The sequence below is a fragment of the Roseibium litorale genome, from assembly GCF_014842915.1.
In the GTDB taxonomy this organism is placed as follows: domain Bacteria; phylum Pseudomonadota; class Alphaproteobacteria; order Rhizobiales; family Stappiaceae; genus Roseibium; species Roseibium litorale.
The window spans coordinates 55,233-76,009 of sequence record NZ_JACYXI010000011.1; the positions used below are offsets into that span (position 1 = coordinate 55,233).

Annotated in this window: 21 protein-coding genes; 15 read left to right on the plus strand and 6 right to left on the minus strand. The window is 60.4% G+C overall.

The features are described 5' to 3' along the window. Nucleotides 1-5: 5 nt before the first annotated feature. Nucleotides 6-758: a crotonase/enoyl-CoA hydratase family protein gene (locus IG616_RS16375; RefSeq protein ID WP_192149246.1), complete on the plus strand. Its 753-nt coding sequence runs from the start codon at nt 6-8 to the stop codon at nt 756-758. Nucleotides 759-782: 24 nt separating this feature from the next. After that, nucleotides 783-1,661 carry an SDR family oxidoreductase gene (locus IG616_RS16380; RefSeq protein ID WP_192149247.1) on the plus strand — a complete coding sequence of 293 codons (879 nt, stop codon included), beginning with the start codon at nt 783-785 and terminating at the stop codon, nt 1,659-1,661. Between the two features lie 87 nt (nt 1,662-1,748). Here the strand turns inward: IG616_RS16380 and IG616_RS16385 are convergent, their stop codons facing one another. Further along, nucleotides 1,749-2,747, minus strand: a complete 999-nt coding sequence (locus tag IG616_RS16385) for a DnaJ C-terminal domain-containing protein (RefSeq protein ID WP_192149248.1) — start codon at nt 2,745-2,747, stop codon at nt 1,749-1,751. Between the two features lie 190 nt (nt 2,748-2,937). Continuing rightward, entirely contained in the window at nt 2,938-3,474 is a 537-nt protein-coding gene (locus IG616_RS23380; RefSeq protein ID WP_209007651.1) for an RT0821/Lpp0805 family surface protein, read from the minus strand. A gap of 35 nt (nt 3,475-3,509) precedes the next feature. Here IG616_RS23380 and pdxH point away from each other — a divergent pair, with 35 nt between their 5' ends. After that, on the plus strand, nt 3,510-4,145 hold the full coding sequence (pdxH, locus tag IG616_RS16395) for a pyridoxamine 5'-phosphate oxidase (protein WP_192149249.1): 636 nt from the start codon (nt 3,510-3,512) through the stop codon (nt 4,143-4,145). A 9-nt stretch (nt 4,146-4,154) separates the two neighbouring features. Here pdxH and IG616_RS16400 read toward each other — a convergent pair whose 3' ends face one another. Then, nucleotides 4,155-5,129: a CorA family divalent cation transporter gene (locus IG616_RS16400; RefSeq protein WP_192149250.1), complete on the minus strand. Its 975-nt coding sequence runs from the start codon at nt 5,127-5,129 to the stop codon at nt 4,155-4,157. Nucleotides 5,130-5,295: 166 nt separating this feature from the next. Next, complete coding sequence (locus tag IG616_RS16405) at nt 5,296-5,439, minus strand: hypothetical protein (RefSeq protein WP_192149251.1); 144 nt, start codon at nt 5,437-5,439, stop codon at nt 5,296-5,298. A gap of 260 nt (nt 5,440-5,699) precedes the next feature. Between IG616_RS16405 and IG616_RS16410 the strand changes: the two genes are divergently transcribed. Continuing rightward, nucleotides 5,700-6,686: a DUF1499 domain-containing protein gene (locus IG616_RS16410; protein ID WP_192149252.1), complete on the plus strand. Its 987-nt coding sequence runs from the start codon at nt 5,700-5,702 to the stop codon at nt 6,684-6,686. Nucleotides 6,687-6,711: 25 nt separating this feature from the next. Here the strand turns inward: IG616_RS16410 and IG616_RS16415 are convergent, their stop codons facing one another. Further along, nucleotides 6,712-7,611, minus strand: a complete 900-nt coding sequence (locus IG616_RS16415) for an MBL fold metallo-hydrolase (RefSeq protein ID WP_192149253.1) — start codon at nt 7,609-7,611, stop codon at nt 6,712-6,714. A gap of 239 nt (nt 7,612-7,850) precedes the next feature. Here IG616_RS16415 and IG616_RS16420 point away from each other — a divergent pair, with 239 nt between their 5' ends. From IG616_RS16420 to phoB, 8 genes are all read left to right on the plus strand, one after another. Beyond that, nucleotides 7,851-8,321, plus strand: coding sequence for an SRPBCC domain-containing protein (locus tag IG616_RS16420; RefSeq protein WP_192149254.1), 471 nt, complete (start codon nt 7,851-7,853; stop codon nt 8,319-8,321). Nucleotides 8,322-8,547: 226 nt separating this feature from the next. Continuing rightward, on the plus strand, nt 8,548-9,852 hold the full coding sequence (locus IG616_RS16425; protein WP_192149255.1) for an ATP-binding protein: 1,305 nt from the start codon (nt 8,548-8,550) through the stop codon (nt 9,850-9,852). A gap of 280 nt (nt 9,853-10,132) precedes the next feature. Beyond that, nucleotides 10,133-11,170 (plus strand): substrate-binding domain-containing protein, encoded by a 1,038-nt coding sequence (locus IG616_RS16430; protein WP_192149256.1) that lies wholly within the window; start codon nt 10,133-10,135, stop codon nt 11,168-11,170. A 72-nt stretch (nt 11,171-11,242) separates the two neighbouring features. After that, on the plus strand, nt 11,243-12,712 hold the full coding sequence (pstC, locus tag IG616_RS16435) for a phosphate ABC transporter permease subunit PstC (protein ID WP_192149257.1): 1,470 nt from the start codon (nt 11,243-11,245) through the stop codon (nt 12,710-12,712). Next, the gene (gene pstA / locus IG616_RS16440) at nt 12,709-14,058 is read left to right on the plus strand and encodes a phosphate ABC transporter permease PstA (protein ID WP_192149258.1); all 1,350 of its coding nucleotides are present in this window, start codon (nt 12,709-12,711) and stop codon (nt 14,056-14,058) included. The genes pstC and pstA overlap by 4 nt, the downstream gene beginning before the upstream one ends. A 26-nt stretch (nt 14,059-14,084) precedes the next feature. Further along, nucleotides 14,085-14,873 (plus strand): phosphate ABC transporter ATP-binding protein PstB, encoded by a 789-nt coding sequence (gene pstB, locus IG616_RS16445; RefSeq protein ID WP_246476281.1) that lies wholly within the window; start codon nt 14,085-14,087, stop codon nt 14,871-14,873. Nucleotides 14,874-14,907: 34 nt separating this feature from the next. Beyond that, nucleotides 14,908-15,618: a phosphate signaling complex protein PhoU gene (gene phoU, locus IG616_RS16450; RefSeq protein ID WP_192149260.1), complete on the plus strand. Its 711-nt coding sequence runs from the start codon at nt 14,908-14,910 to the stop codon at nt 15,616-15,618. A gap of 46 nt (nt 15,619-15,664) precedes the next feature. Beyond that, nucleotides 15,665-16,360, plus strand: coding sequence for a phosphate regulon transcriptional regulator PhoB (gene phoB / locus IG616_RS16455; RefSeq protein ID WP_192149261.1), 696 nt, complete (start codon nt 15,665-15,667; stop codon nt 16,358-16,360). A 295-nt stretch (nt 16,361-16,655) separates the two neighbouring features. Here phoB and IG616_RS16460 read toward each other — a convergent pair whose 3' ends face one another. Further along, a complete protein-coding gene (locus IG616_RS16460; protein WP_192149262.1) occupies nt 16,656-17,186 on the minus strand; it encodes a GcrA family cell cycle regulator in 531 nt (176 codons plus the stop codon). A gap of 414 nt (nt 17,187-17,600) precedes the next feature. On the opposite strand from IG616_RS16460, the gene IG616_RS16465 reads away from it, so the two are divergent. The 3 genes from IG616_RS16465 to IG616_RS16475 are packed head-to-tail and all read left to right on the plus strand — an operon-like array spanning nt 17,601 to nt 20,724. Beyond that, nucleotides 17,601-18,803, plus strand: coding sequence for an aspartate aminotransferase family protein (locus IG616_RS16465; protein WP_192149263.1), 1,203 nt, complete (start codon nt 17,601-17,603; stop codon nt 18,801-18,803). After that, complete coding sequence (gene argF, locus IG616_RS16470; RefSeq protein WP_073009057.1) at nt 18,800-19,729, plus strand: ornithine carbamoyltransferase; 930 nt, start codon at nt 18,800-18,802, stop codon at nt 19,727-19,729. The genes IG616_RS16465 and argF overlap by 4 nt, the downstream gene beginning before the upstream one ends. A gap of 11 nt (nt 19,730-19,740) precedes the next feature. After that, nucleotides 19,741-20,724, plus strand: coding sequence for an Hsp33 family molecular chaperone (locus tag IG616_RS16475; RefSeq protein ID WP_192149264.1), 984 nt, complete (start codon nt 19,741-19,743; stop codon nt 20,722-20,724). The last annotated feature ends 53 nt before the right edge of the window (nt 20,725-20,777 follow it).

The window sequence follows — 20,777 nt, forward strand, 5'->3', positions numbered from 1 at the left end:
AGCACATGATCCAGCATGAGATGAGCGGCGGCGTCAGCACACTAAGGCTGGACCGCGCGGACAAGAAGAATGCCCTGACCGGCGATATGTACAACGCCATGTCCGCCGTGCTTGAAGCCGGAAATGACGACAAGGACCTGCGCTGTCACGTGATCTGCGGCCAGCCGGGCGCCTTCACCGCAGGCAACGACATTGCCGATTTCCTGAAATATGCCTCCCAGAGCGGTCTGGAAAAGACGCCGGTGGTCCGGTTTCTCAAGGCGCTGGGCGCGAACCGCAAGCCCCTTGTGGCTGCGGTTGACGGTCTGGCGATCGGCATCGGCACCACCTTGCTGTTTCACTGCGACATGGTGTTTGCGACGCCTGGCTCCCTGTTCAAGACGCCCTTCGTGGATCTAGGGCTGGTGCCGGAAGCGGGCTCCTCGCTTCTCGGGCCTGCTGTCATGGGTCATGCGCGGGCCTTCGAGCTTCTCTGCCTTGGCGAAAGCTTCGACGCCGCCCGGGCGCAAGAGGCAGGCATCGTCAATCATGTCGGCGAAAATGCGGAAGAGCTGGCCATGGATTGCGCCCGCAAGATCGCATCCAAGCCGCCGGAAGCCATGGCCCTGTCACGTGCGCTCCTGCGCGGGGACCGGACCTTGATCGATCAGCGGATCGAGGAGGAAGCGCGCATTTTCGGCACCCGGCTGAGCGTGCCGGAAACCATCGGCGCCTTTCAGGCTTTCATGACCAAAAAGACAACTGCGTCCAAGGCGTGAGCGGGACGTTCTGGGAGGAATTTGATGACCGAAACCAAGAAGAGCCTGTCCGGCAAGACGCTGTTCATCACAGGGGCCTCGCGCGGCATCGGCAAGGCCATTGCCCTGCGCGCCGCCCGCGATGGCGCCAATATCGCGATTGCGGCCAAGACCGCCGAGCCGCATCCCAAGCTGGAAGGCACGATCTACACCGCAGCAGAGGAGATCGAGGCAGCCGGTGGCAGGGCCCTGCCGCTTGTCCTGGATGTGCGCGATGACGAAGCGGTTCAGGCGGCCATTGCCAAGACCGCCGAGACCTTCGGCGGGCTGGACATCCTGGTCAACAACGCCAGCGCCATTCAGCTGACCCCGCTCTCCCAGACGGACATGAAGCGCTTCGACCTGATGCACCAGATCAACACGCGCGGTACCATGGCCTGCTCCAAGCATGCCATCGAATATCTGGAGAAGTCCCCCAATCCGCATATCCTGATGCTGTCACCGCCGCTCGACATGTCGGAAAAGTGGTTTGCGGGCCACACGCCCTATTCCATCGCCAAATACGGTATGAGCCTCGTGGTGCTGGGCCTTGCTGGCGAGCTGCGCAAGAAGGGCATTGCCGTCAACGCGCTTTGGCCGCGCACGACGATCGCGACTGCTGCGGTGAAGAACCTTTTGGGCGGCGATCAAATGGTTTCCCAGAGCCGCACGCCGGACATTCTTGCCGATGCCGCCCACGAGATCTTCACGACGCCGTCGCGTGAGCTGACCGGTCAGTTCCTGATTGACGACACGTTCCTGTCCGGGCGCGGCGTGACCGATTTCGACCACTACCGCGTTGACCCGGCAAAGCCGCTTGCCCCGGACTTCTTCGTCCCCGCCGACAGCATCCCGCCTGCCAATATGGGGCCGGTGAAGGGGTGACATCCAACCATAATCTTCAAAACACAAAACGGCGCGAAGGTCTTTCGTGCCGTTTTGCATTTCAGTGGGGGGCTCAGAGCCGGCTTGTTAGTCGAACTCCGGACCACGTGCCCGGTAAGGGGTGACGTCTTTCCAGGCCTTCATCAGCGTTTCCAGTTCCGTGTCGCCATTGGGCGGCAGCAGGATCTGCAGGCGGACAAGAAGGTCGCCATGGCCGCCGGTCTTGGTCGGCAGGCCCTTGCCCTTCAGGCGCATGGTCTTGTCGCCGGATGAGTTGGCCGGAATGGTCAGGTTGACCGCGCCGGTCAGGGTCGGCGTGCGGACCTTGGCACCCAGCACGGCCTCATAGAGAGTTAGCGGCAGGTCGAGAACGAGGTCGCTGCCGCGCACTTCGAACAGCTTGTGCGGACGGAAGCGGATTTCGACCATGGCATCGCCTGCCGGGCCGCCCATTTCGCCAGGATGGCCCTGACCGCGCAGGCGGATCTTTTCGCCTTCTACGGTTCCAGCCGGAATGGTGACATTGACGGTCTTGCCGCTCGGCAGCGTCACCTGGGCCTTGCCCGAGTTGACCAGATCTTCCAGAGACACATAGGCCGTCAGCTCGGCATTGCTGCCCTTGGCGGCCTGCGGCTTACGGCCCGCAGAAGCGCCTGCACCGGCCTGCGCACCAGCGCTTGCCCGTGCCCGCCGTCCGCCACCGAAGCCGCCGAGGATGTCGTTCAAAATGTCGTCGAAGCCGCCGCCTCCGGCTGCCCCGCCGCCAAAGCCTCCGCCCTGGCTGCGGAAACCGCGTGCACCACCGGCCGATCCGAAGTCCTCGTAGTCGCGGAAACCGTCGAAGCCATGGGACTGGAACTTCGGCTTGCCGTCCGCACCGATCTCGCCACGGTCGAACTTGCCGCGCTTGTCCTTGTCGCCGACGATTTCATAGGCCTGGTTCACTTCGGAAAAGCGCGCCTGTGCTGCCGGATCATTCTGGTTCTGATCCGGGTGGTACTTCTTGGCCAGCTTGCGGAAGGCCTTCTTGATATCGGCTTCGCTCGCATTCTTTGCGACGCCGAGGACGCTGTAGGGATCACGCATTGGGTTCACCTGTTGTGGGCAGGATTTGACACGGCGGCTGATCCGCTTCCCTGGGGAAGGACCGCCCGGCTCGCATCACGCCCAAAATGTCTTCCTGCACAATATCGTGATTGATAGGAAAAAATACCAGATCCATCGATCTGCATTCGTCAGTGTTTTACCGGGTAACCACCGCTATTCAAGCTTTGGATCAGGCGCCTGAGACGTTGAGGGCGGTAATCGCCATGATCTGACGGACATCGCGGCAGGCTGTGCCCTTGTAAAGGCGGATGCCGGCGATGGTGTTTGCGGTCGTCTCGAAGTCGATACAGCCGGTGTCAGCCAGCTTGCTCTTGTCCAATTTGCCGATGCTGCCGGAATTTCCGCTGTCCGGATTGGTCCAGGACACGGCAGTTTGCATGGTGCCTTCATCGGCCAGTGCGCTGGCTTCCAGACCTGAGCCGCTGACCAGCTGGCCGATGGACATGGCGATGATTTCGCGGTCTGTTTCGTCAATATCGGCGAAGGCGGTATCGGATGTTGAGGGAATCGATCCAGTCAGCACCAGGGGCGTTTCGACATCATTGCTGCCGAGCGGCATGGAAACCTGCCCGCAGCCCGCCAGCAGACAAGCCAGTGCAACCGGTGCAAACCGGGCTATCTGGAACTTGGCCTTGACGGCGTCATAAGAAACGCGGTGAAACAAGCAACCGACCTCTCTGGCCATGCGGCCCGTTTTGTGGCTCACAGAACGCTTCCGCGACACTCTTCGACAGGTGCTCCATGACCGACACTAAGCCTTCGGCAAAATCCTTAACAAAAGATGACTTTACTGAAGTTACGAAACCATTCGCGCTTTTCGGTGAATGGCTTGTGGATGCAACGGCCAGCGAGATCAACGATCCCAACGCTCTTGCGCTTGCAACGGTCGATCCGGACGGCTTGCCGAATGTTCGCATGGTTCTCCTGAAGGGCTTCGATGAGCGCGGCTTCGTTTTTTATACGAACTTTGAAAGCGCAAAGGGGCAGGAACTGCTCTCAGCAGGTAAGGCAGCTATGTGTTTCCACTGGAAATCCCTGCGCCGGCAGGTCCGGATCCGTGGAACAGTGGTCAAGGTGAGCGATGACGAGGCGGACGAGTACTACCAGTCCCGTCCGCGCGGAAGCCGCATCGGCGCATGGGCTTCCAAACAGTCCCGGCCCCTGGAAAACCGGTTTGCTCTGGAAAAGGAAGTCGCCCGCTACACGGCGAAGTTTGCCGTGGGAGAAATTCCGCGCCCGGAACACTGGTCCGGCTTCCGGCTGGTCCCGACCCAGATGGAGTTCTGGCACGACCGCCCGTTCCGTCTCCATGACCGGGTTGTGTTCCGGCGCAATGCGGATGGTCAGGACTGGACCCGCGACAGGCTCTATCCGTAAGCCGGAGGGCTAAAGCAGCTTTTTCACCTTCAGATAGATATAGGTTGCCGCCACCGATCCGAGCATCAGCCCGAGCGAGAAGAGGAACCCGTACTGCCAGCTCAGCTCGGGCATGTTCGAAAAATTCATGCCATAGATCGAGGCGATCAGGGTCGGCGGCAGGAATACAACGCCCAGAACCGAAAAGATCTTGATGATCTGGTTTTGCTCCAGATTGACGAGGCCGATGGTGGCGTCGAGCAGGAAGGACAGCTTGTTGTCCAGCGCGTCGCCATGCTCCTTGATGGAATGAAGGTCTCGGGAATACATGTCGAAGGTCTTCGACTGTTGTTCTGAGAGCGACACCTTGCTTGCGTGGCTGTCCAGATAGATCAGCATGCGTGACAGGCTGGCGCAGACGTCGTGCATGCGGGCCACCTGCAGGCCGATGCGCCCCTGGGTGCGGATCGCCTCGTGATAGACATCCTTCTTGCGGGCAGAAATGCCTTCCTCGAAGACCGTTTTCGACATGTGGTCAAAATGTGTGGAGATTTCCTCCATCACATCCGCGCAGCGGTCGATGACGATTTCCATCAGAGCGCTCAGAACCGCCGGCCCGGTATTGGCGATGGTCCGGTCTGTCTGAACCTTCTTCGAACACAGGGCAATAGACTGCAGTTCCCCGTGACGGACCGTGACAAGCCGCTTTGAGGACAGCACAAGGGTTATGGAAGAGAGTTCCGGATCAGGAATACGGGCCGCCATGGGCATCATGGCCATCATGACCAGGGCACCGGGCTCGTCATAAAGACGTGCGGACACCTCGATCGATCCAAGTTCTTTCTTGGCCGGAATTTCTGCGCCCATCAGGTTTTCAGCGAGCTTGTGCTCTTCCGGTGTCGGGTGGAACAGATCAATCCACACGGAGGTGGAAGGTGGCGCCTTTCCGGCAGGGACCTCGACACGTTCGAGGCCGCTGGATGAAGGGCAATAGGCAATGATCATTCCGAAGGGCTCCGCATCCCCGATGCATCTGGCCTGAACATGCCCTGCCGATCACGTTCCGCGCAAGCCGGATCGTGTTCGCAAGGCGCTGAAGGGCCTCTCTGGAGATGCGGATACCGGTCTGCCTGAACGCCCAGCTTCTTCACTCGGCCTGCAGGCACGGGGCTTACTTGGTGCCCTTGACCGCGGTTTTCTGACCCTTGCACAGGGTTGCCGCATTCAGCGCGGCGATGCCGACAGGCTTGTAAAGGTTGACCAGCGCGGGTGTGGCGGGTTGCGGTTTCGCGCTCGTGGCTGCTTTGTTAGACATTCTTGTCGTCCATGGTGTCAGAAACGCCGCTGCCCTGATCCCGGATTGTGTCAACCTTGTGACCGGCGCTCATCTATTTACGTAAGGGCATTGATAAAATTGTGTCTAATTCTTAATCATCATGCTCGCGTGTTGGGCAATGGCAAAGTCACGTTCCGTGTCGAATTATTTCGATGGCTCAGAATTGGCTTAAACGGGCGGCCTTCCGGTGTTCACGCGCGGGTGATAAGAAAGTCCCGGAACTTTGCGTGGGCGGATGGATGAAGCGGTACCCCATTTACGAAGCTCGGATTGCCAGCTCCGGCCGCCTGATCGGCGCCGTCGCTTTACCCATGATCGTGATCGCGGTTCTCGCCCATAGGGGAAACTATCTCGGACTGTTTGAGATGCTCGCAGCCATCGGTGTTGCAGCATGCCTTGCCCTGATCGCCATCGTCCTATGCATTGCCGGGCTCGTGGTGATCTGGAGAGAAGGCGGTACCGGGATCGGCCGTGCACTCGCGGGGCTGACCTATGGTGCCCTTGCATTTCTGCCCGCCTTGGCCTTCGTGCTCGCGCCACGTTTTCTGGACCAGTCACCGGATGTATCGACCAGCCTGTCTGATCCGCCGGAAATTGTCCGTGGGGCAACGGTGCTTTGGCCGCCCATGCTGGTTGCGCATCTGGGCCTGAATGCAGATCAGCGCAAGGAGTTTCCCGACATTGTCTCCCGGCGCTACCGGCTGACCCCGATGGATCTGCACGCTGCGGTCCGCGAGGTGGTGGCCCGCAATGGCTGGACCTTGACGGCGGAAACCCCGCCGGACCTTCCCGACGCTCCGACCCGTCTTCAGATGGAGGTTCGCACGCCGTTCCTCCGGCTGGTGGAGGATGTCGCCTTCCGCATCCGGCCGGACAGGGTAGGGGCCTTGCTGGACATTCGGGCGGCCTCACGTGTTTCGCTGCCAGACCTGACGGGAAACGCCGAGCGGATACGGGATCTGTTCCGCCAGATCGACGAGGTCCTGCTGGAGACCTATGGCGAGATTGCAAGCGAGCCGGTGCTTGAGGCGGAAGGTTCAGAGCCGCAGAATGACGCAGCTCCCAACATGGGGGATGTGGATTTGCTGGTGCCCCCGGGAGGTGCGGGCGGCGGTATCCGTATTCCCGGCTTCAAGCCCTATATCCATGACGGCACAGGCGATACCGCTCCTGCAGATGGTCCGCTGGATGACAGGGCGGGCACCACTCAAGCCGTTCCCCGGTAGAACTTCAAGTTCCGAGGCCGGCTCTTCAGGCGAGCCGGTAGAGGGCTGTCAGGGTCAGGTCCGGTTCCGCCAGCACAAGCCCGCGCCCGGCGAGGTCTTCCAGATGAGCGAAGGCGGAGAGACCCGCAGCCCCGCGCAGCGCAGGGTCGAGGCCTTTGTAGACCCGCAAAACCAGCTCGGGCACGGAAATCGGGGTTTGCTCAAGGTTGCCAAGGATGGCTTCTTCCCGGCGTTGCCTGTGTTCTTTCAGGTCCCTCACATAGGCATGGGCTTCGCGCACCAGACCTCCATGGCCGGGCAGATAGGTCGTTTCAGGCCGGTTCAGCAGCACCTCCAACGAGGCCATATAGGCCAGCATGTTGCCATCCGGAGGGGCTACGATGGACGTTGCCCACACCATGACGTGATCTGCGGAGAACAGGAACTCCGTTCCCGGCAAGGCAAAGCAGAGATGGTTCTGTGTGTGGCCGGGCGTGTGTAGTGCCTCAAAACGCTGGCCGGAAAGGGTGATGGTTTCACCGTGGCCAAGGATCCTGTCGGGTTTGTGATCCTTGTCGGCACTCGCGTCCAGGGAATTGCTCTCTCCCTCGGCCAGGGGGCGTGCGGCGACATGGGGGGCGCAGCCAATGACCGGAGCGCCTGTCCGGGCCGCGAGTGTACGCGCCGCCGGAGAATGGTCCATGTGGGTGTGACTGACGAGGATCGCCTCGATCCGCTCGCCTTCCGTGGCCTTCAGCAAGGCATCGAGATGGACCGGGTTGTCCGGGCCGGGATCGATCACGGTCACATTGCCCTGGCCGACGAGATAGGTGTTGGTGCCGTGGAAGGTGAAAGGGCCGGGATTGGGAACGGTCATCCGGCGCAGGCCCGGTATAATTTCCACGGCTTCACCATAGGCGGGATCGAACTGCCGGTCGTGCTTCATGCGGGCTCTGCTGCAGGTGGTGAAGGAATATGTTTATTGAAGCGATATCACACGGGAACCCGGACGGGAGGTCAAGCTCACAGAATGCGAGATTGGTCTCATCCTCAGGACGCGCTGCTGTCTTTCCCACGCGGGATCAAGGCGCAAGATCATAAATCCGGGCCTGAGGATATCGCCATCTGGCTGTTGATTTAGCATGCGATCACTGGTCTGATTGCGATCAATGGATAGTTGAGATCATGCCTGCTGACGACACCTGCCACTTCGAACGTTTTCTGAAATTGCCGCGCGACAAGGCATTTGCGTTGCTCGTCGACACTCTTTCCGAGTGGTGGGGGCCCGTTTCCGGCAATGCGCATTTGCAGGATGCTGCATTGGAGCCTCATCCTGGGGGCGTCTGTTATGAGAACACGGCGGAGAACGGGCATCTTGTCTGGGGAACGGTTCTCTCAATTGCGAGGCCGCTCTACATCCGCCTTGCCTGGCAGGTGACCTCGGATGGCCAAGCCATAAGGGATTCTGCCGCGGCCAGCCGGGTCATGATCGCCTTGCGGGAGGCGGCAGGAGGCACACGGCTCGAACTGACTCATTCCGATTTTATCCGTCACGGCGAGGACGCTGCCTCAAGCTTTGAAGCGGCGTCCGGCGGCAACGGCTGGCCTGCGCGGCTGGACCGGTTGCAAGCCGCCGCGCTCAAGACGCGGTCATGACCAGTTTCCCCATGCCAGAACCTGCTTTTTCAGCCTGCCGGCTCCGGCTGTAAGTGCCGTTTGCAAAGCCTATCTTGTTTGCCGGAGAAATAAATTGGATTTTGTCGTCTGATTGACACGCATTGCATGTTACCCACGACCCCCATTTCCTTTCGCTGGGCTTTGACAGATCCCTTCGGAAGGGCAGGTTGTTTTTCCTCAGCAGTGCCGAAGACACAGGACAAGCATGCCGACATCCCCTGACCTTCAGGATGCCCAGATCACGCTGCCTGGGCCATGGACCCGTATCGTTGATGGCCGCTGGACGCTTGTTTGCGCAGCGGTCATGGCGGCTCTGGCCGTTCTTGTCTTCAACGTACCCTGGGGCGTGGCTCTTGTTTCTTTCCTGATCCTTGCGCTCGTGACGGCAAGCGTGCCTGCCCGTGCCCGCTCCCGCCGTCTTCAGGCGGTGAAACAGCGTGAAATGCGCCGCATGTGGCCGGGAACAGGCATGAAAGTCACCGTCGACGCCCTGTCTTCCCCCTGTTTCGTCGCGGATGGCAAGGGAGTGACCCGTTATGTGAACAAGGCGGCGCTGGACTATTACGGTCAGGTGCGCCCGGGAGATCCTCTGTCCTTCGCTCTGCGGGCCCCCTCGCTTCTGGAGGCCTTTGACCGTGTCTCCGCTTCCGGCAAGGCGGAGCGGATCTCATGGGGCGAGAAGGTGCCTTCCGAAGCCTGGTTCGAAGCGCATATCGCGCCTGTCTATATGCCCGGCGGCTCGGGGACTGCCGAAGCGGGCGGGGTGCCGGACTTCATTCTTGTTGTTGTCTACGATCAAAGCGAGCAGCGCCGTCTGGAGCGGATGCGCTCGGATTTCATCGCCAACGCCAGCCATGAATTGCGCACGCCGCTGGCGTCCCTGTCCGGATTTATCGAAACCTTGCAGGGTCCAGCCAAAAATGACGCTGATGCGAGAGACCGGTTTCTGGGCATCATGCATGAGCAGGCCTCACGCATGCGGCGGCTGATCGATGACATCCTCTCGCTCTCCCGCATCGAGATGAAGGCGAATGTGAAGCCTTCCGATTCCGTTGATCTGGCCGAAATCGTACGCCACTCCGCCGATGCCCTCGCACCGCTCGGCCGTGAGCTTGATGTCGAGATTGAGACGCGGCTTCCAGAACTGGCCGCGACGGTTCGCGGCGACCGGGACGAGCTCATCCAGGTGACAGAGAACCTGATTGAGAATGCGATGAAATATGGCGGTTCGGGAAAGCGCGTCGAGGTGTCGGTCGCAAGGTCGTCCGGCAATGGTTCAGCGGGCTGGTGCCTCTGTGTGCGGGATTTTGGCGAAGGCATTGCCGCCGAGCACCTGCCGCGCCTGACCGAGCGCTTCTACCGGGTGGATGTGGCGTCGAGCCGGACCCTGAAGGGGACCGGCCTGGGGCTGGCGATCGTGAAGCACATCCTGACACGCCACCGCGCACGTCTCGAAATTGTGAGCAAGCCCGGGGAAGGAGCTGCTTTCTCGGTTCATTTTCCGGCTTAAGACACGATGGCTGAGGGGAAACCTTCCGTCCCCCGGTAATTCAGACGGGCAAGATTCCCGGAGGCTTGATTAGCGTCTGTGACACATTTCATGGCTGTCACGCAGAAAATTGCTGGTTTCTTTCGAGAATTCCATTTCTTTTCAATAACTTAAAATGTCATAAAACTGAAATAAAAGCTTCATAGAAGTCACATCCAAGGGGACTAGGTTCCGCCACATCGCCAAGGCCGGTCAGGCAGGGCGATCATCAGAAACCTTGACATTCAAAGGGAGTGGTCAAGTGAAGTTTACGACCCTCGTTAGCGTGGCAGCCCTCACCGTTGCCGGTTCCTTCGCCGCTGGCGCCGCCCAGGCGCGCGATCAGATCCAGATTGCTGGTTCGTCCACCGTTCTGCCCTATGCTTCCATCGTTGCTGAAGCTTTCGGCGAAAACACCGACTTCCCGACCCCGGTCGTTGAATCCGGCGGTTCTTCCGCTGGTCTGAAGAAGTTCTGCGAAGGCGTTGGCGAAAACACCATCGACGTCGCGAACGCTTCGCGCAAGATCAAGGACAAGGAAGTGGCGACCTGCGCTGAAAACGGCGTCAAGGACATCATGGAAGTCCGCATCGGTTACGACGGCATCGTGTTCGCCTCCGACATCAAGGGCAACAGCTTCAAGTTCACCCCGGCTGACTGGTTCAAGGCGCTGGCTGCTGAAGTTGTCGTCGACGGCAAGGTCGTTGCCAACACCGCCAAGACCTGGGCTGACGTGAACCCGGACCTCCCGGCTCAGCCGATCCTGGCCTTCATCCCGGGCACCAAGCACGGCACCCGTGAAGTGTTCGAAGAAAAGGTTCTGGCAGCTGGCTGTGAAGCAACCGGCACCAAGGAAGCTTTCGAAGCCGCTGGCGCTGACGCAAAGGCTGCTGGCAAGATGTGCATGGCTGTCCGCACCGACGGTCTGGCTGTCGACATCGACGGTGACTACACCGAGACCCTGGCCCGCATCGAAGCCAACAAGGATGGTATCGGCGTCTTCGGTCTGTCCTTCTACGAAAACAACACCGACAAGCTGCAGGTTGCGACCATGTCCGGCGTTGTTCCGTCCACCGCTTCCATCGCTTCCGGTGAGTATCCGGTTTCCCGCCCGCTGTTCTTCTACGTCAAGAAGGCACACATCGGCGTGATCCCGGGCCTGAAGGAATACGCTGAATTTTTCGTATCCGACGAACTGGCCGGTCCGGAAGGCCCGCTGGCTCAGTACGGCCTGGTTTCCGATCCGGAGCTGGCTGCTACCCAGGCTGCAGTGGCTGCCGAAACGGTCATGGCTCACTAAGCCGGATCCGATCAAATCGAAAGGGCGGCGTCAGCCGCCCTTTCTTCCTGACCTGAGTGCCGGAAACATATCATGCCGCTTTCCCTACTCTTCGCCTCCTGTCTCCTGATTGCGGCTCTGGCGTTCCTTCTGGGACGTGGCAAGGCCTTCCAGTCGGCGGGCGGAGATATCCGGAAACTTCATTCCCTGCCTGGTTATTATGGCTGGAATGCCGCTCTGACGGTGCTGCTGCCGTCTCTGCTGGCTCTTCTGCTTTGGCTGGCCATTCAGCCTGCCATCATTCATTCCAGCGTCTCGCATATGATCGCACCGCAGACCATTGAGGCCAGCTCTCTGGATCTGGTGATGAGCGATGTCCGCCGTGTCGCTGAAGGTCTGGACAAGGCCGTGGAAGCCGGGGCTATGACCGCTGACGAGGCGGCCAATGCGACCGCAACCGGCATGAATGTCCGCGAGCGGCTTGGCTCAATTGGCGTCGCCCTTGGTTCCGATGTGAACGAGGAAACGCTTGCCGCAGCTCAAAGCTACCGCGAGATGTCCTCCACCGGAAATCTCCTGCGCACCGCTGCTGTGCTGGTGCTTGCTCTGGCTGGACTTGCTTTCGGTGTCACGCGCACGAACAAGGACTTCCGCGCCCGCAACACGGTCGAGCGGGTTATTCTGGGACTTCTGATCGCGGCGGCCTCCATCGCCATCCTGACGACGGTCGGCATTGTCTTCTCGCTGATCTTCAACACCATCGAGTTCTTCAAGCTCTACCCTGCGGCGGACTTCTTCTTCGGTCTGACCTGGAGTCCGAGCTTTGGCGGCGGGTCGGATCTCGGCATTCTGCCGCTGATCTGGGCGACGCTCTATATCTCCTTGATCGCCCTCGCGGTCTCTGTGCCTGTTGGCCTCTTTGCAGCGATTTATCTGTCAGAATACGCAGCTCCTCTGGTGCGCTCGGTCGCCAAGCCGCTTCTTGAGGTTCTGGCTGGCATCCCGACCATCGTCTACGGTCTCTTCGCCTTGCTGACGGTTGGTCCGCTTCTGGTCGATGTTTTCGGGGACAACGGTGTTCTTCACCTTGGCTGGATGCAGGGTGGCACGGCGGTCATGACCGCTGGTCTGGTGATGGGCATCATGCTGATCCCCTTCGTCAGCTCCTTGTCCGACGATATCATCAACGCGGTTCCGCAGGCCATGCGTGATGGCTCTCTGGGGCTTGGCGCGACCCACTCCGAAACGGTCAAGCAGGTCATCCTGCCGGCCGCTCTTCCGGGGATCGTAGGCGCTATCCTGCTGGCTGCTTCCCGCGCCATCGGCGAAACCATGATCGTGGTTCTCGGGGCAGGGGCGGCAGCCCGTCTCAGCCTCAACCCCTTCGACGCCATGACCACTGTGACCGCGAAGATCGTCAGCCAGCTGACGGGTGATGCCGACTTTGCGTCCCCTGAAGCGCTGGTCGCCTTCGCCCTCGGCATGACCCTCTTCGTCATGACCCTGGGTCTGAACGTCATCGCCCTCTACATCGTTCGCAAGTACCGGGAACAGTACGAATGACCGACGCAACCCTGTCTTCTGCAGCTTCTGCCGCTCCCGTTACCGAACGCAAGAGCAAGTCTCTTCTGGAAGCTGACAGCCATACCCGCCGGCGCAACGCCGCTGAAACCCGGTTCCGGTTCTACGGCATTGGTGCGGTTCTCATCGGCCTGTTCTTCCTTGTGGCCTTGCTGTGGGCAATCCTGAGCAACGGCCTGTCGGCCTTCACGCAGACATCGATTCCCATCGATCTGCCGCTGGACAAGGCGGCAATCGAGAGTGCCGAGAAGTCCATCGTGAAGACCTCGAAGTACAATGCGATGATCGGGGCGGCTCTCGAAAAGAAGCTCGCTGACGCGCATATCGAAACGTCCATGTCTGAGAAGGATCTGATGAAGATCCTGTCCTCCGGTGCGGCCTCGACCGTCCGCGACTTTGTTCTCGCCAATCCGGACAAGTACGGCACGACGGTTCCCTTCCAACTGCTCGCCTCTTCCCGTGTCGACGGCTATCTCAAGGGCCGGGTCACCCGCGCCGCTCTTGCAAACGACAAGAACCTCGACGCGGCGCACCTGGACATCGTGGATGCCATGATGAAGGCAGGCATCATTGCCAAGACCTTCAACTGGAACTTCGTCTTCGGGGCAGATGCTTCGGACTCCCGCCCGGAACAGGCCGGTATCGGTGTGTCCATGCTCGGCTCACTCTACATGATGCTGGTCGTGCTGGTTCTGTCGCTGCCGATCGGTGTTGCTGCCTCGATCTATCTTGAGGAGTTCGCGCCGAAGAACCGCTGGACAGACATCATCGAGGTGAACATTGCCAATCTGGCCGCGGTTCCCTCCATCGTGTTCGGTATTCTCGGCCTGGCTGCCTTCATCCAGTTCGCCCACCTTCCTCAGTCGGCTCCGATTGTTGGCGGTCTGGTGCTGACGCTGATGACCTTGCCGACGATCATCATCTCGACACGGGCTGCCCTGAAGGCCGTGCCGCCGTCGATCCGCAGCGCTGCGCTCGGTATCGGCGCTTCCAAGATGCAGTCGGTGTTTCACCATGTGCTGCCGTTGGCCATGCCGGGTATCTTGACCGGTACGATCATCGGTCTGGCTCAGGCCCTTGGCGAAACCGCTCCGCTGCTGCTCATCGGCATGGTCGGCTTCATTGCCTCCAACTATCCCGATGGTGTCGCCGACGGCTTCTTCTCACCGAACTCCGCCATGCCGGCCCAGATCTACGAGTGGGCCAAGCGGGCCGACCCTGCATTCTATGAGCGGGCCTGGGGCGGAATTATCATCCTGCTCGTGGTCCTCATGAGCATGAACATTCTTGCCATCCTCCTGCGCCGCAAGTTCGAGCGCCGCTGGTAACGGAACGGGAGCGAGACATGACCCAGATGCCCGGAACGATCAAGGCAGCAGCAATGACTGATACGAAAATCTCCGCCCGCAACGTGCAGGTCTATTATGGCGACACGCATGCGATCAAGGACGTGAACATCGAGATTGGCGCAAGGGCAGTGACCGCCTTCATCGGCCCGTCCGGATGTGGCAAGTCGACGTTCCTGCGTTGCCTGAACCGCATGAACGACACGATCGACATCTGCCGCGTTGAGGGCAGTATCGATCTGGACGGTGAAGACATCTACGACAGCCGCGTCGATCCGGTGCAGCTGCGTGCCAAGGTCGGCATGGTGTTCCAGAAGCCGAACCCGTTCCCGAAGTCGATCTACGACAACATCGCTTATGGCCCGCGCATTCACGGCCTTGTCCGCAAGAAGGCAGACCTTGACGAGATCGTTGCCTCCAGCCTGCAGAAGGCAGGTCTGTGGAACGAGGTGAAGGATCGCCTTGATGGTCCGGGCACCGGTCTGTCCGGCGGTCAGCAGCAGCGCCTTTGCATTGCCCGCGCTATCGCAGTCAGCCCGGAAGTCATCCTGATGGATGAGCCGTGCTCCGCTCTGGACCCGATCGCCACCGCAAAGGTCGAAGAGCTGATCGACGAGTTGCGCGAGAACTTCACCATCGTGATCGTCACTCACTCCATGCAGCAGGCGGCTCGCGTGTCCCAGCGCACGGCGTTCTTCCACATGGGCAACCTCGTGGAAATTGGCGATACCCAGGATATCTTCACCAACCCGGTCGACAAGCGTACACAGGACTATATCACTGGACGCTTTGGTTGATTTGCCCGCCGCGGCTGGAAAAGGATGACAAGAGATGACCGAACATACGGTAACCGCATATGACCAGGAGCTGACCGCCGTAGCTGGCCGTATCGCGGAAATGGGCGGCTTGGCCGAAACCCTGATCACGGACTCTGTCATGGCTCTGATGACCCAGGATCTGGACCTGGCGCAGAGGACCATCGCTCAGGACGTCCGTCTTGACGAGCTCCTGCTCGATATCGAAATGCGCAACGTCAACATCATTGCCCGCCGTCAGCCCATGGGGCAGGACCTGCGGGAGATCATGGCGACGGGCCGCATCGCGAATGACCTGGAGCGGGTCGGCGACCTGGCCAAGAACGTTGCCAAGCGCGTGATCGCCATGGACAGCGGCCTGAAGTCGAAGACGCTGGCGATTGGCCTTGAGCACATGGTCGAACTGACCCAGTCTCAACTGAAGGCCGTTTTGGACGCCTACACCCGCCGCAATGCCGAGGAAGCGCGTCTGGTCCGTGAACGCGACAGTGAGATCGATGCCATCTACACGTCTCTGTTCCGTGAGCTTCTCACCTATATGATGGAAGATCCGCGCCACATCAGCCAGTGCGCGCATCTTCTGTTCTGCGCGAAGAACATCGAGCGGATCGGCGACCACGCCACCAACATTGCCGAGAACGTCTACTACATGGTCACCGGCGAGCGCCTCACCGATGAGCGCCCGAAGGTCGACGAGACAGGTGCAGTGACAGGGCAGGGCGCGTAAGCCCTGCCTGCTGCGGTAAAGAATAAGAATTGCGGAGCTGTGCTAAATGCCGAAGGTACTCATCGTTGAAGACGAAGAGCCCATCAGCCTGCTGCTGAAATACAATCTGGAAGCGGAAGGTTACAAGGTCGAGGTTTGCGACCGTGGCGACGAGGCGGAAGTGCGTCTGCGCGAGAGCCTTCCGGATCTTCTGCTTCTCGACTGGATGCTGCCGGGCCTGTCCGGAATTGAGCTGTGCCGCCGGTTGCGCATGCGTGAGGAAACCCAGCGGCTTCCCGTCATCATGCTGACCGCGCGCGGCGAAGAGGCAGAGCGCATCCGCGGTCTATCCACCGGGGCGGATGACTATGTGGTCAAGCCGTTCTCCCTGCCGGAACTCATGGCCCGCGTCCGCGCGATCCTGCGCCGGGCAAGCCCGGAAGTCGTATCGTCCATGCTGCGCTCCGGCGATATCGAACTCGACCGGGAAACCCATCGCGTCCGCCGGGACACCAAGGAAATTCATCTGGGCCCGACGGAATTCCGTCTGTTGGAGTTCCTGATGACGTCTCCGGGACGGGTCTTCTCCCGCGAGCAGCTTCTTGACGGTGTTTGGGGACACGATGTCTATGTGGACGAGCGCACAGTGGATGTGCACGTTGGCCGTCTGCGCAAGGCACTGAACCGCGGCAAGGCCAAAGATCCGATCCGCACAGTCCGTGGCGCGGGCTATGCCTTTAATGACCAGTTCTCGATGGCTTGATCATCCTGAAAAGCCTTTGCTGTTCAGAAATTAAAGGGCGCTTCGGCGCCCTTTTTTACGTCTTGGTCCTCACTGCTGCCAGTGGGAGCTGCAACATGAGGCCAGTCTTCTTGTCCTGCTGAAGCCGCTGAGGCAAGGGCTGTCAGGTCTTGAGGCAAGCGCCATTTGCAATCTCACCGGTGGTAGAACGGCGGTCCACCCGAAAAAAAAGCCCGCCGTGGGGCGGGCTTCAGGTGCGGCGCATTTCAGGTTTCCGCCCTGGCCTCTGGCGGAGACTTGACGATGCAGCCTTAAATCAGGCCGAGATTGCCTTGCGGTCGCGGCGGCGGTCGCTGACCGGCTGGTAAGCAATCTTGCAGTGATGAGCGCAGTAAGGAACGCCCACGTCCGAGTTACGGCCGCAGAAGTAGAAATCTGCCGTGCTCGGGTCTCCGATCGGCCACTTGCAGGTCCGTTCGGTGAGGGTCAGGATCGTGGCGCGCTCGGAAATCGGCACCGGCTCGGCAGCCGGTTCGATCTGCGGCTTGATCGCGATGACATTGGCCGGTTCGGCGTCCATCTTCAGCGCTGTTGCGCCTTGCGTCTGGGGCTGTGCGCTTGCCGGGCGGCTGCTGCCGCTCGAAGAAGGCTGACCCGCGGGGCGCGCCTTGCGTGGCTTCGCTGCCGGGGCAGGGGTCTTCGCACGGCCAGACAAGCCGAGGCGGTGAACCTTGCCAATAACTGCGTTGCGCGTGACGCCGCCAAGTTCACCTGCGATCTGGCTTGCGCTCAGTCCGTCGGTCCAGAGCTTTTTCAAAAGCTCCACGCGTTCGTTCGTCCAACTCATTTTGCCGCACCTCGTTGGTCCGTGGCCATGCCACGAGGCATTAACCTAGTATTAAGGCACGCAAGGGCGTGCCAGCGATGGCATATCTAGTGCCGTAAATTGATTTGCACACGAGATGTCGTGTCCGACGGGTTGAAGCCTACAATAGCGGTAAAATCTGAGGCAAGTTCCCGCCGGGATTCAGGTGGGGATGAAAAGACTTTTCCCCAGAATAGCCTGATCGGAGGGCGCTCCGCCGGATTGGCGGTTTTGGGCCAATTGCATTGACAGCAAACCGCCCTCCGGGTGTATAAGCAGTCTCGACATGCGCGTGCCGCCTCATCGGGGCGGCATGTTTCGTTTTTAGCGGCCTCTCAGGCTGCGGGGAACACTGCGCATGGCGTCTTCACCAACGCTCCCAGGGAGTTTGAGAATATGTCGGCGTCTACGCTGTTTGGTACTTACGCAAGATCGGGCCTGGAGTTCGATCGTGGGGAAGGTGTCTGGCTTGTGACGAGTGACGGCCGACGATTCCTCGATTGCGGGTCCGGCATCGCCGTCAACTCCGTTGGCCACAGCCACCCTCATCTCGTTGCCGCTCTGACCGAGCAGGCGGCCAAGCTCTGGCACACGTCCAACCTGCACACACCTGCGGGCGGGGAGAAGCTTGGCAAACGCCTGACTGAGGCAACCTTCGCGGATAAGGTGTTCTTCACCAATTCCGGTGCGGAAGCCATGGAAGCCTCGATCAAGGCCGCGCGCCGCTATCATTATGACCACGGTCATCCGGAGCGGTTCCATATCCTGACCTTTGAAGGGGCCTTCCACGGCCGGACCATCGCGACCATCGCGGCGGGCGGACAGGCGAAGTATCTCGAAGGCTTTGGCCCGAAGGCGCCCGGCTTCGACCAGATCCCGTTGACCGACATTGAGGCCGTCAAGAAGGCCATCGGTCCGCAGACCGCGGCCATCTGCATCGAGCCGGTTCAGGGCGAAGGCGGCATCCGTGAGGTCCCGGTCGATTTCCTGCGTCAGCTCCGCAAACTTTGCGATGACGAAGGCATCCTGCTGATCCTGGACGAGATCCAGACCGGCGTTGGCCGGACTGGCAAGCTGTTTGCTCATGAGTGGGCCGGCATCACCCCGGACATCATGGCGATTGCGAAGGGCATCGGCGGCGGCTTCCCGATCGGCGCCTGCCTTGCAACGGAAGCTGTTGCCTCCTGCATGGTTCCGGGCACCCATGGTACGACTTTCGGCGGCAACCCGCTGGCCATGGCGGTCGGGAATGCGGTTCTGGACATCATCCTGGCGGATGGCTTCCTTGAAGGTGTTCAGGCCAAGGGCCTTCTGCTCAAGCAGAAGCTCGCAGCTCTCGTCGATACCCACCCGAAGGTGGTGTCCGATGTGCGCGGCAAGGGGCTGCTGCTCGGCCTGAAGTGTGTCGTGCCGGTTGGCGAATTTGTTGCCAAGGCGCGCGAGCATGGGCTTCTGGCCGTTCCGGCAGGGGACAATGTGGTGCGGATCATCCCGCCGCTGACCATCTCCGAGGAAGAAATTGATGAGGCGCTTGTCCGGCTGGATGCCGCAGCAAGCGCTATTGAGAAGACAATGAGTGACGAAGGAGCGACGGTGTGACGACGAACGGCATCTCGCGGCATTTTCTCGACCTGACGGATTTTAACGGTGACGAGCTGCGGGCGATCCTGCAGCGCGCCCGCGATATCAAGAGCACCCGGAACGGCGTGCGCCGCGGCGAAGGCCCGCTGGCGGGCAAGGTTCTGGCGATGATTTTCGAGCAGCCGTCAACGCGAACCCGTATCTCCTTTGACGTCGGCATGCGTGAGCTGGGCGGGGAAACCCTCATGCTCACCGGCGCTGAAATGCAGCTGGGCCGCGGCGAGACCATCGCCGATACGGCGCGGGTGCTGTCCCGCTTCGTCGATGCGGTCATGATCCGTATCCTCAGCCATGATGACCTCAACGAGCTGGCTGCAAACGCCACTGTTCCGGTGATCAACGGCCTGACCAAGCGGTCCCATCCGTGCCAGATCATGGCCGACCTGATGACCTTTGAAGAGCATCGCGGCTCCATCAAGGGCAAGTCGGTTGCCTGGACCGGGGACAGCAACAACGTGCTGGCCTCCTGGGTTCATGCGGCACCGCGCCTCGACTTCGAGCTGCGCATTGCGACCCCTGGCGAACTGGCTCCTCCGAAGGACCTGATCGAACGGGCCCGTGCGGAAGGTGGCTCCATCGTCGTGACCGATGATCCCTTTGAAGCGGTGAAGGGCACGGATTGTGTCATCACCGATTGCTGGGTTTCCATGGGTGATGATGACGAAGAACAGCGCCACAATCTGCTGGCTGCCTATCAGGTGAACCAGCGCCTGATGAACGAGGCCAATGGCGATGCATTGTTCATGCACTGCCTTCCTGCCCATCGCGGCGAGGAAGTGACCTCTGAAGTCATGGATGGTCCGAACTCGGTGGTCTTCGACGAGGCGGAAAACCGTCTGCACGCGCAGAAGGGCATTCTTGCCTGGTGTTTTGACGCGGTCTGAGAGGCAGAGACTTGGCATTCGATCCTGAAGAGTTCGGCGTAACGCCTGCCGGGCCTGATGCAGTGCGTCCCTTCTCTGTTGAGGGACTTGATGTGCGTGGCCGTGCGGTTTCGCTCGGCCCCGTCATTGCTGCCATCATCGACCGGCATGCCTATCCGGAGCCCGTCTCCCGGCTTCTGGCCGAGGCTGTGGTTCTGACCAGCCTGCTCGGCACCTCGCTCAAGTTCGAGGGGCGTTTCACCCTGCAGACCAAGACCGATGGTCCGGTGTCCATGCTGGTTGTGGATTTCTCCTCACCGGATGCCATCCGTGCCTGCGCCAGCTTCGATGAAGCTCAGGTGCTGGATCTGATGGATGCGGGCAAGGCTTCTCCGGAAGCTCTGCTGGGGCGTGGTTATCTGGCAATGACTATCGACCAGGGGCAGCACATGCAGCGCTACCAGGGCATGGTCGAGCTGGATGGCATTTCCCTGGAAGAAGTGGCCCGCCGCTACTTTGCCCGCTCCGAGCAGATCCCGACCGAAGTGCGTCTGGCGGTTGGCGAGCTCTTCACCCGTGCGGAAGGTGAGGCTCCGGCCCACAGCTGGACGGCTGGCGGTATCTTGATCCAGTTCCTGCCTGAAGCGCCCGAGCGCATGCGTCAGGCGGATCTCGATCCGGGCGATGCGCCTTATGAAACGGATGAGGGCGATTTCGAAGAGGATGATGCCTGGGTGGAAGCCCGCGCTCTCGTCGAAACGGTCAAGGATGTCGAGCTGACGGATCCGGAAATTTCCGTCGAAAATCTGCTGTTCCGCCTGTTCCATGAGCGCGGCGTGCGTCTCTATGAGCCACAAAAGATTGCCGACAAGTGCCGCTGCTCGCGCGAACGCATCGAAAGCGTTCTCGAAACCTTCACGGCTGAGGAAGTCGAAGACATGACCGTCGATGGGAAGATCGTGGTCAAGTGCGAGTTCTGCAGCACCAGCTACGGGTTCGACAAGGCCAGAACCTGATCTTGTTGGAACAGAAAAATGAAAAGCCGCCGGGATTTCCAGGCGGCTTTTTG

Excerpts from the sequence above, each read along its gene's own strand:
- pdxH (WP_192149249.1), top strand. The coding sequence starts at position 3,510 with ATGACCGACACTAAGCCTTCGGCAAAATCCTTAACAAAAGATGACTTT.
- IG616_RS16460 (WP_192149262.1), bottom strand. The coding sequence starts at position 17,186 with ATGAGTTGGACGAACGAACGCGTGGAGCTTTTGAAAAAGCTCTGGACC.
- IG616_RS16465 (WP_192149263.1), top strand. The coding sequence starts at position 17,601 with ATGTCGGCGTCTACGCTGTTTGGTACTTACGCAAGATCGGGCCTGGAG.
- phoB (WP_192149261.1), top strand. The coding sequence starts at position 15,665 with ATGCCGAAGGTACTCATCGTTGAAGACGAAGAGCCCATCAGCCTGCTG.
- IG616_RS16420 (WP_192149254.1), top strand. The coding sequence starts at position 7,851 with ATGCCTGCTGACGACACCTGCCACTTCGAACGTTTTCTGAAATTGCCG.
- IG616_RS16400 (WP_192149250.1), bottom strand. The coding sequence starts at position 5,129 with ATGATCATTGCCTATTGCCCTTCATCCAGCGGCCTCGAACGTGTCGAG.
- IG616_RS16425 (WP_192149255.1), top strand. The coding sequence starts at position 8,548 with ATGCCGACATCCCCTGACCTTCAGGATGCCCAGATCACGCTGCCTGGG.
- phoU (WP_192149260.1), top strand. The coding sequence starts at position 14,908 with ATGACCGAACATACGGTAACCGCATATGACCAGGAGCTGACCGCCGTA.
- pstB (WP_246476281.1), top strand. The coding sequence starts at position 14,085 with ATGCCCGGAACGATCAAGGCAGCAGCAATGACTGATACGAAAATCTCC.
- IG616_RS16410 (WP_192149252.1), top strand. The coding sequence starts at position 5,700 with ATGAAGCGGTACCCCATTTACGAAGCTCGGATTGCCAGCTCCGGCCGC.
- pstC (WP_192149257.1), top strand. The coding sequence starts at position 11,243 with ATGCCGCTTTCCCTACTCTTCGCCTCCTGTCTCCTGATTGCGGCTCTG.
- IG616_RS16385 (WP_192149248.1), bottom strand. The coding sequence starts at position 2,747 with ATGCGTGATCCCTACAGCGTCCTCGGCGTCGCAAAGAATGCGAGCGAA.
- IG616_RS16415 (WP_192149253.1), bottom strand. The coding sequence starts at position 7,611 with ATGAAGCACGACCGGCAGTTCGATCCCGCCTATGGTGAAGCCGTGGAA.
- IG616_RS16405 (WP_192149251.1), bottom strand. The coding sequence starts at position 5,439 with ATGTCTAACAAAGCAGCCACGAGCGCGAAACCGCAACCCGCCACACCC.
- IG616_RS16380 (WP_192149247.1), top strand. The coding sequence starts at position 783 with ATGACCGAAACCAAGAAGAGCCTGTCCGGCAAGACGCTGTTCATCACA.
- IG616_RS16375 (WP_192149246.1), top strand. The coding sequence starts at position 6 with ATGATCCAGCATGAGATGAGCGGCGGCGTCAGCACACTAAGGCTGGAC.
- pstA (WP_192149258.1), top strand. The coding sequence starts at position 12,709 with ATGACCGACGCAACCCTGTCTTCTGCAGCTTCTGCCGCTCCCGTTACC.